Below are 14368 nucleotides of genomic sequence, written 5' to 3'. Positions count from 1 at the left end.
TGGAAAAGCATTTTACATTACACTATATTTTGGATCATCAACATTACGTGTAGTTGATTTCCTTTCCAAAGGCATACGCTTTACAAATGTCATCTCCCCTACTTTTGACGATGAGCATATTTAAAATTCAAATTCATGTTATTAATATTATATGTCACTGCTTTGGATATTTATTAATCCCAACAAAAAAGCGATTTAAGTGAATAAATAGCAATCCTATATGACACATTACATATAGGAGGTGGAAGAATAATGTCTAGAATAATTGGTGTGGAACAATCATTAACAAACGTTGAAGATGCTTTAAAAGCACAAGGTTATGAAGTTATTCAGCTTCGTACTGAAGAAGATGCAAAAAAATGTGATGCCTGTGTAATTACCGGGCAGGACAGAGATATTATGGGTATTAGCGATCCTGTTCTGGCAGGGCCTGTTATTGATGCGAATGGTCTTTCTGCTGACGAAGTACTCCAACGTGTCGACAAATATTTCCACTAACAAACAACTAGGTGCTGTTGCTGTAGCTTTTTTGACTATAGAGCAGCACCTTTTAATTTTTTCCGCGAATATGAGAAACCTCCATTTTCAAACTTTCTACAAATTCCTTAATTTGTTCCATTTTCACTATTATACATAGTGCAGGTCCACATTCCGTTGCACTAAAATGATTTTTCTCGCCAGCATCTAATACAAAAATTAATCTATAACGAGGCTCATTTTCTTGTCTTTCCTGCTCAGGAATTTGAAAAAGCCCATATCCAGGAACATGATAGGTACCATATTCAGGAATATTATAAATACACAATCCTGGGTCATGAAAATCTAGCATACTTAGATGGATATTATCAATATGCTGTAAATCATCTAACATCTTTAGGAAGTCTCTTTTTAAACAAAGGATTTCCGTATTCACCTCAGGAAAAGCAGGACCATAGCGAAAATCAACGTGAAATTTTACACTCTGATCATTAACTAATTTGATATTTAGTTCAACTTCACAATCAGGTTTACTAGAACAATCTTTTAATATAGCCATAAATAAATCTCCTTTCCACTATAAAATAATTGAGTATATCAGAGCTTTAGTTTGTTCTATATTGTTGGATCGTAATATACACCCCAACTACAAATATGAAGCTCGAATAATACTATCCTTTACAGCATGTCCGTTTCAGTTCCTGTTTTCATAGTATTTGAACTCTAATTTTAACTTGTCACTTTAATTTATTCTTCAAAAAAATCCGTTAAAAAGAATGGTTCAATTCCAACTTCTCTAAATAAGTACTTTATTGGATGGCGGTCCTGAACCACATTACTGTTAGGAATTAAAATTTTTTCTCTTAGTTCTTTAAATATTTCTAAATTGATTTCAGGAAACCATTCTTCATAGCTTAATCCTCTATCTTCTTCAATTAAAATTAAAAAACTTACTATATATTCAAACATATAGGGAAATTCCTTTTCAATATTTTGAAAGTGGTCTATAAATGAACGTAAATAATCCTCAAAATTATAATAATTAGTTATTTTATCTTTATATTTTAACCGTTCTTTTTCTGGTTTAAATACGAAAGTAGACTTACTATACCAATTCCCCAACATTGAAATAAAAATTAATAATGAGTATTTTCTAGTCTCTTTATCTTCATCATTAAAATACATATAGTATTCATCAAAACTATAACTTTTAGCTGTGTCAAAATATCCAATTTCAATTCCATCAATAGTTTCTTTAACTTTTTGAACTATTTTTTTCTCTGTCATATTTTAGTCTCTTTCTTTTTTTAATTTTCATAATAGATACCGAAATGGAATGGAACATTATAAATATTGACTAGGGATTCCCAAAAAACGCTTCTAGTATTTCTCGGCCAAAAAATGAAATAGACAAAAGAATCAATACTAGCAAAATGGCTAAACTACCGAATATTAACGAGAATACTATTCCAACTATTTTATTATTCAATAAAACCCCTCCTGTACCAGCATTTATGTTCCTCAAAAAGAAATCTTTAATCTTCACTGTTAATTTAATAATACCTCAAATTCGATTCATTTGGATAAATATTTCCATTTATCTTAAAAACCAGTTTGTTATTTACAAGTGATCAATTTGACGATTTATATTAAGGTTTCTTTTTGGTCTCCTTCTCCATTGCGTAGATTGGTGCCTTATAACTCACTCCCTATTTTCCTGAATTTCGCTTTATCAATCATCACAAATGTTTTTTTGAGCTCGATACTTTTGAATAACTTTGACGTTGTACTTCTTCATACACAATCTTATAGTCGTTTTCAAAAATTAATCCTGTCTTTATCAAAGCAAAAAGTCACACCTTGTTAAAAAGATGTGACTTCATACATTAGATTAATCAAATTCTAAAATATTTTGTTCTACTACTACTTTGTAAACATTTTCAACACTAATTAAAATCGATTTATAATTTTCCGTTTCAGTAAATGAGTACCAAGACTTCTCATTGAAATCATTAGCAATTTCTTTTGTAAATGTTTCCTGTTCAATATTATTCTTGATTTTATATTCTTCTTCATGACCTTCGTTAAAGTAAAACTTCACTTTATATTCATACTCCATAAGTAAACACCTCCCATCTACCTTTATCATGGATTACAATTACAAAAAATATGAAGAAAAATAAAAAGCCACACCTAGTTTTGGTATGACATTTTATATAGGTTTTCTCTTTTTGGTCTTCCGCTTCATTTTCTAACTCAATTCTGAGTGTAAATGTCAAAATAACAATGAACATTTTTGCTAGCCTAATCATGTACCTCCTAATCAGCAGGCATATTAATTCTCCTTGGAATTCTAAATCCTAAAGCTATAGCAGCACCTATACAACTAGATAGACATCCTATTATCAAATATATTGAAAGCGGAGATTCACCAATTAGAACTGAAGCAATGCCTCCAATTACCGGAAATAATGCCACCATGTACCCACTTTTTGCGCCGCCAATTCGTTCAACAAGCTTTAAATAAAATAGCCATGCTAGGAAAGATGCTATCAATGTTAAGTACAATAAAGCAGAAATATAAGTTATTGATGTAGGAATCATAATCTTTTGTCCTTGCAGCAATACAATTATTAACATTAAAATACTTCCTACAGTAAAGCCAATTGCATTTGCATAGATTGGATCAATCTTTACTTTGGCATTCCTTGCTGAACTTGCATCTCCAATAGCTGTAAGTATCGTACCTAAAAGAGCAATCATAATGCCTTTTAAATCCTCTAAACCAGAAAAACTACTTAAAGTCGGATAAATTAAAACACATACACCAAATACCCCTAGAACTCCACCAAATATAACACGTGGATGTAGTTCCTCTTTCAAAAAAATTCGAAGAGCTAGTGGAGTCAATATCACTTTCAATGAAAAGATTAATGTTACAATTGCAGCTGAGCTTAAAATTGTTGCGTAATATAAGCATAAATAGCTTAAAGCAAAGTTACAAACACCAAACACAACGATAAATGGTATATCTTTACTTTTCGGTTTCCCTTTTGGTTTAAGAAATAAAACTAGTACAGTAAATAAAATTGCAGTCATAACTAGCCTATAGGTCAACGATAATTCTAAGCTTACTGGTGTTCCTTGAATTTTCACTGCAATAAAATTAAGACCCCATACTATTAAACAAAATGCATACATTAGATTTGTCATTAACTATTATCTTCCTTCTGTCAATCGTTATTCTTTAATTACTTCACTTGCAGAATAATAGGAGCTGCGTAGATAGTCAGTATTTCTTTTATAGTAATCTTAAGTAATAATACATTATATTTTTCATTTGGGCAAAATTCCCTGTTGCAATACCATTCGAGTGTCTTCGTCATCACTGCGCACACAATTTTTTAAAATTGCATCTTCTACCATTTTTATTTATCAAGGATTTGCTCAAACTAAACGTACCAATGTAGAAACTGAGAACTAAACCCCAAAGTTCCCAATTATCAATTTAGATAGAAAAAAATGCACCTCTAATTCCAGTGCATTTCATACAGAGTGATCTTTTTACCTTTTATTTATCTAATCCGCCCTGTAGAATTAACTTAAGTAGCGAACAGCTTACCCTCTAAAGCATTTATATCCTTACACCTGAGTTATGAACAGCTTGTTTTGCATCTTTTTTCACAATCCGGAGAAAAGCATCATATATTCGTTCAAAATGTAGATCCTCTACTTGGCTTAAGATTCTTTCCACTGTTTGAACAGGAAGAGGAATAAAATTAGGGAAACTATACATAAATGTTACCCAATTTTGGTCAGCTACTACACGAATGATATCTCCTACTAGTAATATACCTTTTTGTTGATAACCATTTTTCCATTCTAGTATAGTGGCTCCTTTAAAATGACCACCCATACGATAAAGAGTTAACCCATTCTGTAAAGTAAGAGATTCACCAGACCAAAAAATAATCTTGTCACTAGTTCGTGTAACCCATTCTTTATCATCCTCATGAATATAAATTGGTGCGTTAAAAGTTTCTGCCCACTCAACTTGACTTGAATAATAATGAGGATGAGATAATGCGATGGCATCAATTCCCCCTAACTCCTCTATTTTATCAATCGTTTCTTGATCAATATATGAAATACAATCCCATAACAAATTAAAACCCTGTTCTTGAATTAAATAAGCTGTTTGTCCAATTCCAAATGTTGGACTAGTTGTAATGCTAAACAACCCATTTTCTTCAAGAATAACGGTATTTTTATAAATCTCAGAAGAAATCATTTTGTCCAAAGTTGTCCAAGTTTGACCATTTACACTAACATATTGTCTTTCTTCTGAACAAATAGTACATTGCTTTGGCTCTTCCATTGAAATTTCATACTGCGCCCCACATGTTTCACAAATATAGTAATTCAAAATTACTCCCCCTTTAAAATCCATGACTTCAATTCATTACACACCTTATTTTACCAACGCGATCCGAAAAAATGTTTACAACTTTAGGATGAATTTCATTATTATGTATTTAGATTTTCATTTGTACTTTCCGTTTGGTATATTACATATTCCGAATAGATATCACGTTTTTTCAAGTCAATAGTGTGGGCTGGGCGGCTCCTTGGCTTCACAGCGTCACAGATGAGACCAAGAAGCAAGCAAATAAAGGAATGGCATCAGGTCCTGTGATAACGTCTTTGTAACGAACATCTTTGGCCCAAGCGGCTCATTGGACACCCCGACAAAGCGCCTAGTCGGAACGGAAATCAACCACATGTTATGGTAATGATCCAATTTCAAACCAATCCAAGGGCAATTAGGTCACTATAATATAAAGATCACATAAGTACTTATAATCATTAATAATGAAGCAAGTTTGACAATTTATTTTTGGTCTCCTACTTCATTTTTCAATTAATTTTGAGCACACAATTCTTTAAAATTACACCCTTTACAGTGCCATTTTTCATGGGTTTGCTCAAACTCCTCAACGTCTACTGGTTCATTGGCGAAAATATCTGCTTGGTATTTTTTCATTTCCAGCACACTCCGCTGAAACGTATGTAAAATATTATCCATATCAAATGTTGTAAAGGCGTATTTTTTTCGTTTACCAGTCAGTAAATATTCATTATAGACATCAATCTGGTCAAGAGTTACACGATATTTCTGTTGAACATAATAAGCATAGAGCGCTAATTGTTGGCGATCATCATCGGACTCCCCGCCTGTTTTCCAGTCGATAATAATCCACTTGTCTGTCATCTCATCATAATAATGAAAATCCATCACGACGAAAACCTGGACACCCTCAATTTTCATGGAGCGAAATTGTTCAGGCTCGCCGATTCGTAAGGAGCCTTTTTGTGCAGTAATTTGCTGGAACGTTTCACTGTTCAGAAAGTTGTCAAACACAGCCGTCATTCGCTCCTTATAGTCCTGTACAAGTTCAGGATTTAGCTTCCCTTCGTAATAAATTTCCTGCATCATATAAAATTTATTAGGTTTATGCCTCCATAAATCTACATGTCGTGTAGAATCAATAAAAGCTGCATTAAGCTGGCCACGTGCACGATTTACTAGCTCTTCCAATGTCGGCGTTTTGCGGGTTTGTAAATAATCGTTGATCGATTGCTCTATTAAATGGTGGACGATTTGCCCAAACAAAATCGGCATAGATTGAAGCTTTTTTAAGCGATAGACATGTTGATGATATGGCTCCACATTGTAACTAAGCCAGCCGTTATGAGAAAAATAATATTCATAGCCATATTTTCGCGCACAGCTTGTTAACGTTTTATGACGTGACAGTGACCACGAAAAAGATGGATACGGTGTGATTTCAAACATGGATATCGCCTCCCTATATTTGTTTGATAAAGTCGTATACAAGCTGTAGTATCAACACAATCGTAACAATTCGTAGCAATAGCTTTACTTGATTTGCCTTAACCTTCCTTGCTAGAATAATCCCTATTTGCGCACCAATTACTGAACCAATCATTAAAACGATTGTCATTGACCATTCAATTTTACCTGTTGCAATATACGTAATCGCGGCACCTGAGCACATCGCAAAAACACCAACACGTGACAGACCTACAGCTTTCATATAGGAGACTTTTTCATGTGCATATGTATAAAGTGCCAACGTACTGCTACCAGGACCGAACAACCCATCATAAAACCCTACAGCAAGAAGTATTGGACCGTTTTTGCGATTCATTGTAAAGCTTTCCTTTTCTCCAAAATCAGCCCCACCGATAAAGGACATAATAAAAGCAAAGCCTAATAACACAATAGCGATGAGTGTCAATGTTTGACTGCTCATGAACGATGCAAACAGACCACCAAGTGTACCACCTATTAGGGAAACAAGTAATACTGAACGCATTTCTGACCATAACAATTCTTTTCTTTTAAAAATCGTATAGAAACTTGAAAAGGCACTTACCATATTAGAAACCTTATTTGCACCAATCGCTGAATGGACTGGTACCCCCATTAACATCATCGTCGGTAATGTAATTAATCCGCCACCACCCACTAACGTTCCAATAACGTTACCCATGATTCCTATAAGTAAAAACAATAAGTATTCCATACAACCCTTCTTTCTATAACACACATGATGCAATTCATATGATACAGTATAACAGAATAGTATTTTAAAGATGAAAAATGAGGTGAATGAATGCTAGAACAACAAAAAACAACTACACCGCGTTTTTGTAAGCAGCTGACGTTGATTGTCGCAACCATTTATTTAGCTGCCATTACGGCAACGCTTATTCAATACAATAAGCTCCCAAAATCTATACCAGTTTTACAAAGCTTTTCGAGTGAACATGCGCAATTCGGACCGAAAATCGCTATTTTTTACTTACCGTTTATTGCCTTAATGCTATTTTTACTTTTACACTACTTAGAAATTAAAGCCGCTTATCCTATTCTACGTAAAAATAAGCCCACTCTATCACATGTACAGCGACAAAATGGGATCATTACCTTTTGTCTGATCAAAAATAGTATTCTACTGTACTTTACATATTCACTTTTCAATGACTTAACAGTTGCTTTAGGTAATGATCGTATTTTACAGCAGTGGCATGCTTATTTATTTTTGGCATTGATATTTTTAATTTTTATCTCTGGCATCATTCGAGGAATTTTGTTGAGCAAAAAGGAATAATTAATCAGTAACTAAAGGTACACCCCTCCCTAACGCGCTGCCATGATATATCATTAAAAACACCTTTACATTTGCGATTGTCTATGCAAAAAAGTAAAGGTGTTTTTTCTTGGATTTGATGATAAATCTGTTAATAAAGCATAATAATAACAACAATTGTTGCACTAATAATACTTATTTTGATTGTTTCTACTTTATATATGGAATATGTCTGTACATCTCGTTTTATATAATGCCAAATAATTACACCATATAAAAGCGCCAACATAATCATTAATGGTTTATATAATGGACCGACCCAAGTTGCCCAAGCAAAAACGCCAGATAACATTGTAAGTACAAATACAAACAGCCACCAATTATGCTTAAATGGATTAGATTCTTCTAGATTATGACGTTTATAATAGTTCATAGAGAAATTATTTACCACTACTACGATAAGTGGAAGGAAAAATATCCAAGCTATTGTATCTGCAGAATATAGCGTTTCAAATACATCATCATACATTTCAGTATTCCCAACAAAAAACTGGCCAGAATCAACGTTTAACATGCCCTTATCTGAAATTTGATAGTGCTCCTCTTGACCATCTCTAACAACAACTACATCAGTTATATGGTTACCTAACTTTCCATCTGCCTCTTCGACATACTGTGTTAAGTCTTCAAAAAAGCTATAAACGATTCTATCATCAACCTTCTTAACAGATATATACAAACTAGAACTTCGTGCAAAGAATTTACCTTCTTTTCCTCCAAAATGTTTATAAATCGCTTGGATGGGGTGACTAGCTGTCTGAGGTGGTGAGGAACTTTGTGGTATCATAATAAAAAATAAAGAAATCATGGCAATCGTTAAAAGTAAAACGCCTTCCTTCCAAATCGTTAAGCCTTTTTTTTCTTTGTGCTGAATTCGTTCATAAATACGAGATTTTATATCTAGGTCCTCCGGTAATTTATTGAGTTTCTTCAGTCGATTGTTTAAATCCAAATTCATCACCTCCAAGTACTTTTTCCAATGCCTTCATAGCATTTCGCTGAGTATTCGCTATTTTCACTGTAGACCATCCTAAAATTTCACTAGTCTCGGCTAAACTTAACTCCTCAATTTTTCTATATATAAGAACCTCTCGATATTCAGGCTTTAATAATTGAATTGCTTCATATAAGAGTCGTCGATCCTCAGACTGCATAATCCAATCATGTGGGACATATTGCGTCTCCCGTTTTTCATGTTCTTTTTGAAATGGCAACCATTTAATAAGTGCTTTTTTTCTATAGGTGTCATAGACTAGGTTTCTTGCAATTTTCCTTATGTAAGTGCCTATAGCAGCCTCGTTTCTAAAATGTCCTTTATAAACCCGAATAAATGTTTCCTGCGTTAAATCCTCCGCTAAACTTGGATCCGAGACCATATAATAAATAAATTGATAAATGCGCTGAAAATATTGTTCATAAAGCTCATCAAACTCCATCTTCTCACCTCTCTTACTTTATTAGACGAATGAGTAAACAAGATTTGTATGATTAATGTAAATTTTCTATGCTAAAAAATAAGCTACTTGACACCAATTAGCATCAAGTAGCCTACATTTATTATAGATCCATTTTCATCTGTTCAAAGGTATGTATTAACACATATTTTTGTACGCCGCGTGCAAAGGCAATGCTTTCTTTCTGATTCTGCTCAAACGCGGCTTCATTCTTCACCTTGTATGCATAAACCGCTTCAATCGCTGGCTGCATCCATTGCTGTGTAAGCTGATCGCTTCGCATATCTGCTGTTCGTCCTTCAAGCGCAGCGATATAACATTTTGCATAGCTTGTTAAAGGCTCTTTATTTATTTTATCAGCTGCATCTTTTGCTTCCTCTAAATTCTCTTCCATGATCGCCTTTAAAAATTTACAGTTATACTTCATGGCTGGCTGCTTATATTTTTCAATGGCTGTTTCTAATGAGTGCAGCTGATCTTCCCTTGTACCATAAGCAGCAGCGAAAAGATAGGCAAAAAAAGGATCATTTTTACGATCTTTTACTAGCTTATCTACCAACTTCATATCATTTGTTCGAAATAAAATATGTATATGTCTATAAATCATTGCGATCAGAATAAAGGCAATAATGCCGAGCGAAATGAATAGACGAACCCCAGCTAGTGATAGCGCCATTGCAACCAAAATAACGACCAAATAAAATAGGGTTAGTTTTGTAATTTTCATAATTCCTCCTACTGTAGTTTCCTTCGCATCTTTCGAGAAAAAATAAAGCCTGCTCCTAGGAAGAATACAAGTGCCATAAACTTCATGATAGGAATAATAAATAGCTTGCTAATAAGGAACACAACAAAAATATAATAGACGACCATTACCAGCAAAAATAATGTCAGCTTATTCACTGTGCTTCCTACTTTCATTCAGTGCTGTTTCAATGGCCGCCAGCGCTTTCGGTCCCATACCATGTAAATTTTTTAATGTTGAAAGATCAACCTTTTCCAATTGCTCTAATTGTGTATACCCCGCCGCATTTAATGCACGTATAGCAGGCTTCGCTACACCCTTTGGCCATTCCGTCATTTATGCTCGTCCCTTCTTTTTTCGTCTATTTAGGATCTCTGTTCCTATAATACCTATTAATAGTATAATTAGTGAGGCGACATGATAATCAACGAAAAAAGTTGTAAATGCTATATTATAATAACTGCATATTGCGGTAAGAATACGCCCTCCCAGCAAAATAAAACCAACAAATAAGCATCCTTTTACAATGTGCTCCATCAATTTCATTCAAACACCTCTAAGCTATTATGCAATCGAAAACAATTTAATGCAAATTAGTCAGTCTTTAGAGCATATTAAACATTGCCATAACAGAGGCAAATAGATTAGCAATGCCATGTACGCTCCAGCTTGTTAAAATAGAGCCATTGGATTTTCGTTCATTGATCCAGCCCATTAAATAACCTGCAAATCCAGTTGCCATAACAACTAACACAACACCTCCAAAAGGAATAAAAGAAAACAGCATCCACCCATGTATAGTGCCAAATAGTAAACTTTGCATGATATTCCCGATTTGAAAACCAAACCTATGCATGAATCTCTTCATTAAAAAACCTCGGAAAAACAGCTCCTCAGATAACCCTGTTTGGACAATTGCATAGAACAGTGCTGGTACGAGCGCTGAAAAGCCAAGTCCTATAAAACGATTTGACGCTAAGATTGAACTATCTAGGTAGAAATAGGTAATTGTAGCAAGTGGAACGACTAATAAAACAATAATGACTAAAAACCATACAAAATAATTACCCTTACTTTCAATGACAGGCTTCTTGATGCCGAGCCATGCTAAAAATGATTGTTCCTTTTTCCCTGAGAAAAACCACCAAATAAACGGTATAACTGAAAATAAAATGACCTGAATAATTGCACTTATTGCACTTTCCATAACCATGATTTTGCCTCCTGTTTATGAAGTTTTCCATGAAGAATGTCTAGAGCTAGTAGTAGATGCTTTTGTGCCAGTTGATGTTACAGTTGCTACGGTGACTCCGGCTTTTCGACGGGTGACGTTCCGGTTGCGCCGCTAACTTACGCTTTTTCGCTGGTAAACTTTCCGGTTCCGCCGCTAACTCACGCTTTCCGCCGGTAAACTTTCCAATTCCGCCGCTAATTCACGCTTTTCCGCCGGTAATCTCTCCGATTCCGCCGCTAATTCACGCTTTTCCGCCGGTAAACATTCCAATTCCGCCGCTAATTCACGCTTTTCCGCCGGTAAACATTCCGATTCCGCCGCTAACTCATGTTTTCCCGCCGATTTATGTTCGAAAATCGCGGGTAGTCAATATTTCTTTCATTCTTCATGTTAAGCATATTAAATAGCAGATATAAAATCAAGATTAATTTAATGATAATCATTAAATATTTATTTTTTATAATTAAATAATAAATGTTAATCAGTAATCTCCTCCAAAAAAAATACGACTAGCAATATACTAGTCGCTGCTTTCATTCTTAATGCTGATTTCGTTCAATTAAAAATAATCGATCACAATGCTTTTCGAAAAGAATAGCACCATTTTTCATATCCTAATCGATCTTCATAAAAGCGATGTGCATTTTTTCTTAGTACTCCAGATTCTAAAGCTATATAGTGTGCACCCTTTTCTTTGCCCCATTGATGAATATAGTGCAATAATTTCTCACCATAGCCTCTTGAACGATAGGCCTCATGCGTTACTAAATCATAGACAAAAATATGACGTTCACTGTAGAAGTTGACTCTCCAACTTAATCCGGCTACTGCAACCATTTGTTTGTTTTCAAATAAGGCAAACAACATATAGCCATCTTGCATCATTTCCTTTAATAATAGTAGGTACTTTTCTATTGTTAATTCCGTACGAAGTTGCACCAAAACAGCATACGCTTCAATCCATTCTTGCTGAGTTGTTAATTGTTTGATTGTTGCTGTCATTTTTTCCAAGACTCCTCTCCGTTACCAATATTTAATAAAACGAAATACTCCATCATCTATCTTCATTCCAAGCTTCTCATATAGTTTTTGAGCACGAACGTTATCTGTCGCTGTTTCTAAGGCTATATACCTTGCATCCTTCTGTAAACAGTATGAATAACACTGTTCAATTAAGCCCTGTGCGACACCTCGTTTTCTGGCATGCTCTGCCACAAATAAATCGTTTAAAATAAAAGCTTTTTTCATCGCCACAGATGAAAAAACAGGATATAGCTGAACAAAGCCAACTGGCTGTGCATCCAAATATGCTAGAAAAATAACCGACTCTCCCTTATTTAAACGTTCCGTTAGAAACTGCTCAGCTTGCTCTAAGCTTGCTTGTTGTCCATAAAATTCTCGATATGCATTAAATAATGGCACCACTTCTCCAACTGTTGCTAAAGTGACTGTACAAATCTCCATTAACTTTCTCCCCTTTTCTTTTCATATGTAATTCTAGTATTATGATAAAAAACAAACTGACATTTAAAAAGAAACAGTTCAAGACATTTCAACATGTCAAGGAGGGTTTACATGGATGATTTTATTTTTTTATTCACAGAAGGAGAGGCAAAATATAAACAAATTTATCAGCAAATCAAATGGTTAATTGAAAAAGGGCGATTGAAAACGAATGATTCTCTTCCCTCTATTCGAAAGCTAGCCGATACTTTACATGTCAGTCGGAATACAACTTTAACTGCCTATGAGCAGCTTGTAGCGGAAGGATACATACGTGGCGAGGGACGAAAAGGTTATTTCGTTAATGAATTTGAGCAAGTTTTTCTACTGGAGGAGGAACGACCAAGCCTTCCACAAAAAACGACTACTAAATCTGGAGATATCATCATTGACTTTCGTGCAGGTGCTGTCGATCAACAACATTTTCCTTTAAAAACATGGCGTCAAATGGCTAATCAAGTATTAGCTTTAAAAAATTGCTATGCATATGGAGATCCTTTCGGTGAGCCACTTTTAAAGGAACAGCTTGTGCATTATTTGCTCCAAGCTCGTGGAGTTCATGTAAATCCAGAGGACATTATAATCGGTAGTAGCACACAGCAAATGTTAATTTATCTAGGCTTTCTATTAAAGCGGGATTTCCCAAGTGTTATTTTAGAAGATCCTGGCTACGACGGTGCAAGGGAAGCATTCAAAATGCATGGCTTTCAAATAGAGACATTACCTGTGTTGGAAAATGGTGCGCAGCTTGAGCATTTAGCCCACTTACCTTCGCGCTTACTATATGTCACACCTTCTCATCATTTCCCATATGGAGTTTCCATGAGTATTCAGCAGCGGCAAGCTTTAATTCAGTGGGCAAAAAAAGTTGATGGTTATATACTCGAGGATGATTATGATGGTGAATTTCGATATACACAGCAACCATTTCCTGCTCTCGCCTCTATTGATAAATCACGTGTTATTTATATGGGAACATTTTCAAAATCGTTTTTACCAGCCATTCGTTTAAGCTATATGGTGCTACCGAAAACACTTGTTCATTCATATAAAAAACGCTTTGCTCATTTTGAACATAACGCTTCGGCTATACATCAATTAACAATGGCGAAATTTATGGAACAAGGTGAATGGACACGGCATATTAAAAAAATGCGTATCACCTATAAACATAAAATAAACGGTCTTGTAGAGGAGCTTAACAAGCAATTCGGAGAAAAAATTACGATATTAGGAGAGCAATCTGGGTTATATATATTGGTGAAGGTGCATACACAACTTTCAGAAGAGCAGCTTATTCAAAATGCAGAACAACACGGAATCAAGGTCTACCCTACAAGCCCATATTTTATACAACAGCCAAGCTCTGTGCCAATTATACAATTAGGCTTTAGTAAGTTAACAATGGAGGAAATCATCCTCGGTGTCCAACTCTTGAAAAAGACTTGGATAACGCAATTTTAAGCCATAACTACATTGGTTATAAAGGGGCAATTTCAGCGGAGTGGTTTTTCCTTTTTTAGGAAATCGCTTGTTCTTATGAGCAGTTCTTTGGGGACAGGAGCAGTTCTTCGGCTTACCCGATCACTTTTCTCTTGGACCCGAGCGGTTCTTCCGCTGACCCGATCACTTTTCTCTTGAACCCGAGCAGTTCTTCGGCTTACCCGATCACTTTTCTCTTGGACCCGAGCGGTTCTTCGGCTGACCCGATCACTTT

16 protein-coding genes and 1 pseudogene are annotated in these 14368 nt (G+C 35.0%); 3 read left to right on the top strand and 14 right to left on the bottom strand.

Annotation, left to right across the window (positions count from 1 at the left end):
• The first annotated feature begins 252 nt into the window (after nucleotides 1-252).
• On the top strand, nucleotides 253-498 hold the full coding sequence (locus QRN68_RS07845; protein ID WP_285396217.1) for a YkuS family protein: 246 nt from the start codon (nucleotides 253-255) through the stop codon (nucleotides 496-498).
• Nucleotides 499-550: 52 nt separating this feature from the next.
• Here the strand turns inward: QRN68_RS07845 and QRN68_RS07840 are convergent, their stop codons facing one another.
• From QRN68_RS07840 to QRN68_RS07810, 7 genes and pseudogenes are all read right to left on the bottom strand, one after another.
• Entirely contained in the window at nucleotides 551-1036 is a 486-nt protein-coding gene (locus QRN68_RS07840) for a hypothetical protein (RefSeq protein ID WP_285396216.1), read from the bottom strand.
• A 188-nt stretch (nucleotides 1037-1224) separates the two neighbouring features.
• On the bottom strand, nucleotides 1225-1764 hold the full coding sequence (locus QRN68_RS07835) for a hypothetical protein (protein WP_285396215.1): 540 nt from the start codon (nucleotides 1762-1764) through the stop codon (nucleotides 1225-1227).
• 604 nt (nucleotides 1765-2368) lie between these two features.
• Nucleotides 2369-2596: a hypothetical protein gene (locus QRN68_RS07830; RefSeq protein ID WP_285396214.1), complete on the bottom strand. Its 228-nt coding sequence runs from the start codon at nucleotides 2594-2596 to the stop codon at nucleotides 2369-2371.
• Nucleotides 2597-2796: 200 nt separating this feature from the next.
• Nucleotides 2797-3690, bottom strand: a complete 894-nt coding sequence (locus QRN68_RS07825) for a DMT family transporter (protein WP_285396213.1) — start codon at nucleotides 3688-3690, stop codon at nucleotides 2797-2799.
• Between the two features lie 389 nt (nucleotides 3691-4079).
• Nucleotides 4080-4903 (bottom strand): annotated as a pseudogene (locus tag QRN68_RS07820) (MBL fold metallo-hydrolase).
• A gap of 495 nt (nucleotides 4904-5398) precedes the next feature.
• The gene (locus tag QRN68_RS07815; RefSeq protein WP_285396212.1) at nucleotides 5399-6334 is read right to left on the bottom strand and encodes a PD-(D/E)XK nuclease family protein; all 936 of its coding nucleotides are present in this window, start codon (nucleotides 6332-6334) and stop codon (nucleotides 5399-5401) included.
• A gap of 13 nt (nucleotides 6335-6347) precedes the next feature.
• Complete coding sequence (locus QRN68_RS07810) at nucleotides 6348-7088, bottom strand: sulfite exporter TauE/SafE family protein (RefSeq protein ID WP_285396211.1); 741 nt, start codon at nucleotides 7086-7088, stop codon at nucleotides 6348-6350.
• Between the two features lie 90 nt (nucleotides 7089-7178).
• On the opposite strand from QRN68_RS07810, the gene QRN68_RS07805 reads away from it, so the two are divergent.
• A complete protein-coding gene (locus QRN68_RS07805; RefSeq protein ID WP_285396210.1) occupies nucleotides 7179-7676 on the top strand; it encodes a DUF1648 domain-containing protein in 498 nt (165 codons plus the stop codon).
• Between the two features lie 130 nt (nucleotides 7677-7806).
• Here the strand turns inward: QRN68_RS07805 and QRN68_RS07800 are convergent, their stop codons facing one another.
• From QRN68_RS07800 to QRN68_RS07770, 7 genes are all read right to left on the bottom strand, one after another.
• Complete coding sequence (locus QRN68_RS07800; RefSeq protein WP_285396209.1) at nucleotides 7807-8667, bottom strand: hypothetical protein; 861 nt, start codon at nucleotides 8665-8667, stop codon at nucleotides 7807-7809.
• On the bottom strand, nucleotides 8633-9151 hold the full coding sequence (locus QRN68_RS07795) for an RNA polymerase sigma factor (RefSeq protein ID WP_285396208.1): 519 nt from the start codon (nucleotides 9149-9151) through the stop codon (nucleotides 8633-8635). The genes QRN68_RS07800 and QRN68_RS07795 overlap by 35 nt, the downstream gene beginning before the upstream one ends.
• Before the next feature lie 121 nt (nucleotides 9152-9272).
• Nucleotides 9273-9896 (bottom strand): hypothetical protein, encoded by a 624-nt coding sequence (locus QRN68_RS07790; RefSeq protein ID WP_285396207.1) that lies wholly within the window; start codon nucleotides 9894-9896, stop codon nucleotides 9273-9275.
• 168 nt (nucleotides 9897-10064) lie between these two features.
• Nucleotides 10065-10250: a helix-hairpin-helix domain-containing protein gene (locus QRN68_RS07785; RefSeq protein WP_285396206.1), complete on the bottom strand. Its 186-nt coding sequence runs from the start codon at nucleotides 10248-10250 to the stop codon at nucleotides 10065-10067.
• A 268-nt stretch (nucleotides 10251-10518) separates the two neighbouring features.
• Nucleotides 10519-11127, bottom strand: a complete 609-nt coding sequence (locus tag QRN68_RS07780; protein ID WP_285396205.1) for a CPBP family intramembrane glutamic endopeptidase — start codon at nucleotides 11125-11127, stop codon at nucleotides 10519-10521.
• Nucleotides 11128-11721: 594 nt separating this feature from the next.
• On the bottom strand, nucleotides 11722-12150 hold the full coding sequence (locus tag QRN68_RS07775; protein ID WP_285396272.1) for a GNAT family N-acetyltransferase: 429 nt from the start codon (nucleotides 12148-12150) through the stop codon (nucleotides 11722-11724).
• Between the two features lie 21 nt (nucleotides 12151-12171).
• The gene (locus QRN68_RS07770) at nucleotides 12172-12612 is read right to left on the bottom strand and encodes a GNAT family N-acetyltransferase (protein ID WP_285396204.1); all 441 of its coding nucleotides are present in this window, start codon (nucleotides 12610-12612) and stop codon (nucleotides 12172-12174) included.
• Nucleotides 12613-12723: 111 nt separating this feature from the next.
• On the opposite strand from QRN68_RS07770, the gene pdxR reads away from it, so the two are divergent.
• On the top strand, nucleotides 12724-14115 hold the full coding sequence (gene pdxR, locus QRN68_RS07765; protein WP_285396203.1) for a MocR-like pyridoxine biosynthesis transcription factor PdxR: 1392 nt from the start codon (nucleotides 12724-12726) through the stop codon (nucleotides 14113-14115).
• Nucleotides 14116-14368: the final 253 nt, after the last annotated feature.

This window comes from Lysinibacillus sp. fls2-241-R2A-57 (genome assembly GCF_030209535.1).
Lineage (GTDB): Bacteria > Bacillota > Bacilli > Bacillales_A > Planococcaceae > Lysinibacillus.
Note: the sequence above shows the minus strand (reverse complement) of the source record. Positions and strands in the feature narration are given on the sequence as shown.

Coding starts and splice junctions, on each gene's coding strand:
- QRN68_RS07845 (WP_285396217.1), top strand. CDS start 253: ATGTCTAGAATAATTGGTGTGGAACAATCATTAACAAACGTTGAAGAT.
- QRN68_RS07840 (WP_285396216.1), bottom strand. CDS start 1,036: ATGGCTATATTAAAAGATTGTTCTAGTAAACCTGATTGTGAAGTTGAA.
- QRN68_RS07835 (WP_285396215.1), bottom strand. CDS start 1,764: ATGACAGAGAAAAAAATAGTTCAAAAAGTTAAAGAAACTATTGATGGA.
- QRN68_RS07830 (WP_285396214.1), bottom strand. CDS start 2,596: ATGGAGTATGAATATAAAGTGAAGTTTTACTTTAACGAAGGTCATGAA.
- QRN68_RS07825 (WP_285396213.1), bottom strand. CDS start 3,690: ATGACAAATCTAATGTATGCATTTTGTTTAATAGTATGGGGTCTTAAT.
- QRN68_RS07815 (WP_285396212.1), bottom strand. CDS start 6,334: ATGTTTGAAATCACACCGTATCCATCTTTTTCGTGGTCACTGTCACGT.
- QRN68_RS07810 (WP_285396211.1), bottom strand. CDS start 7,088: ATGGAATACTTATTGTTTTTACTTATAGGAATCATGGGTAACGTTATT.
- QRN68_RS07805 (WP_285396210.1), top strand. CDS start 7,179: ATGCTAGAACAACAAAAAACAACTACACCGCGTTTTTGTAAGCAGCTG.
- QRN68_RS07795 (WP_285396208.1), bottom strand. CDS start 9,151: ATGGAGTTTGATGAGCTTTATGAACAATATTTTCAGCGCATTTATCAA.
- QRN68_RS07790 (WP_285396207.1), bottom strand. CDS start 9,896: ATGAAAATTACAAAACTAACCCTATTTTATTTGGTCGTTATTTTGGTT.
- QRN68_RS07785 (WP_285396206.1), bottom strand. CDS start 10,250: ATGACGGAATGGCCAAAGGGTGTAGCGAAGCCTGCTATACGTGCATTA.
- QRN68_RS07780 (WP_285396205.1), bottom strand. CDS start 11,127: ATGGTTATGGAAAGTGCAATAAGTGCAATTATTCAGGTCATTTTATTT.
- QRN68_RS07775 (WP_285396272.1), bottom strand. CDS start 12,150: ATGACAGCAACAATCAAACAATTAACAACTCAGCAAGAATGGATTGAA.
- QRN68_RS07770 (WP_285396204.1), bottom strand. CDS start 12,612: ATGGAGATTTGTACAGTCACTTTAGCAACAGTTGGAGAAGTGGTGCCA.
- pdxR (WP_285396203.1), top strand. CDS start 12,724: ATGGATGATTTTATTTTTTTATTCACAGAAGGAGAGGCAAAATATAAA.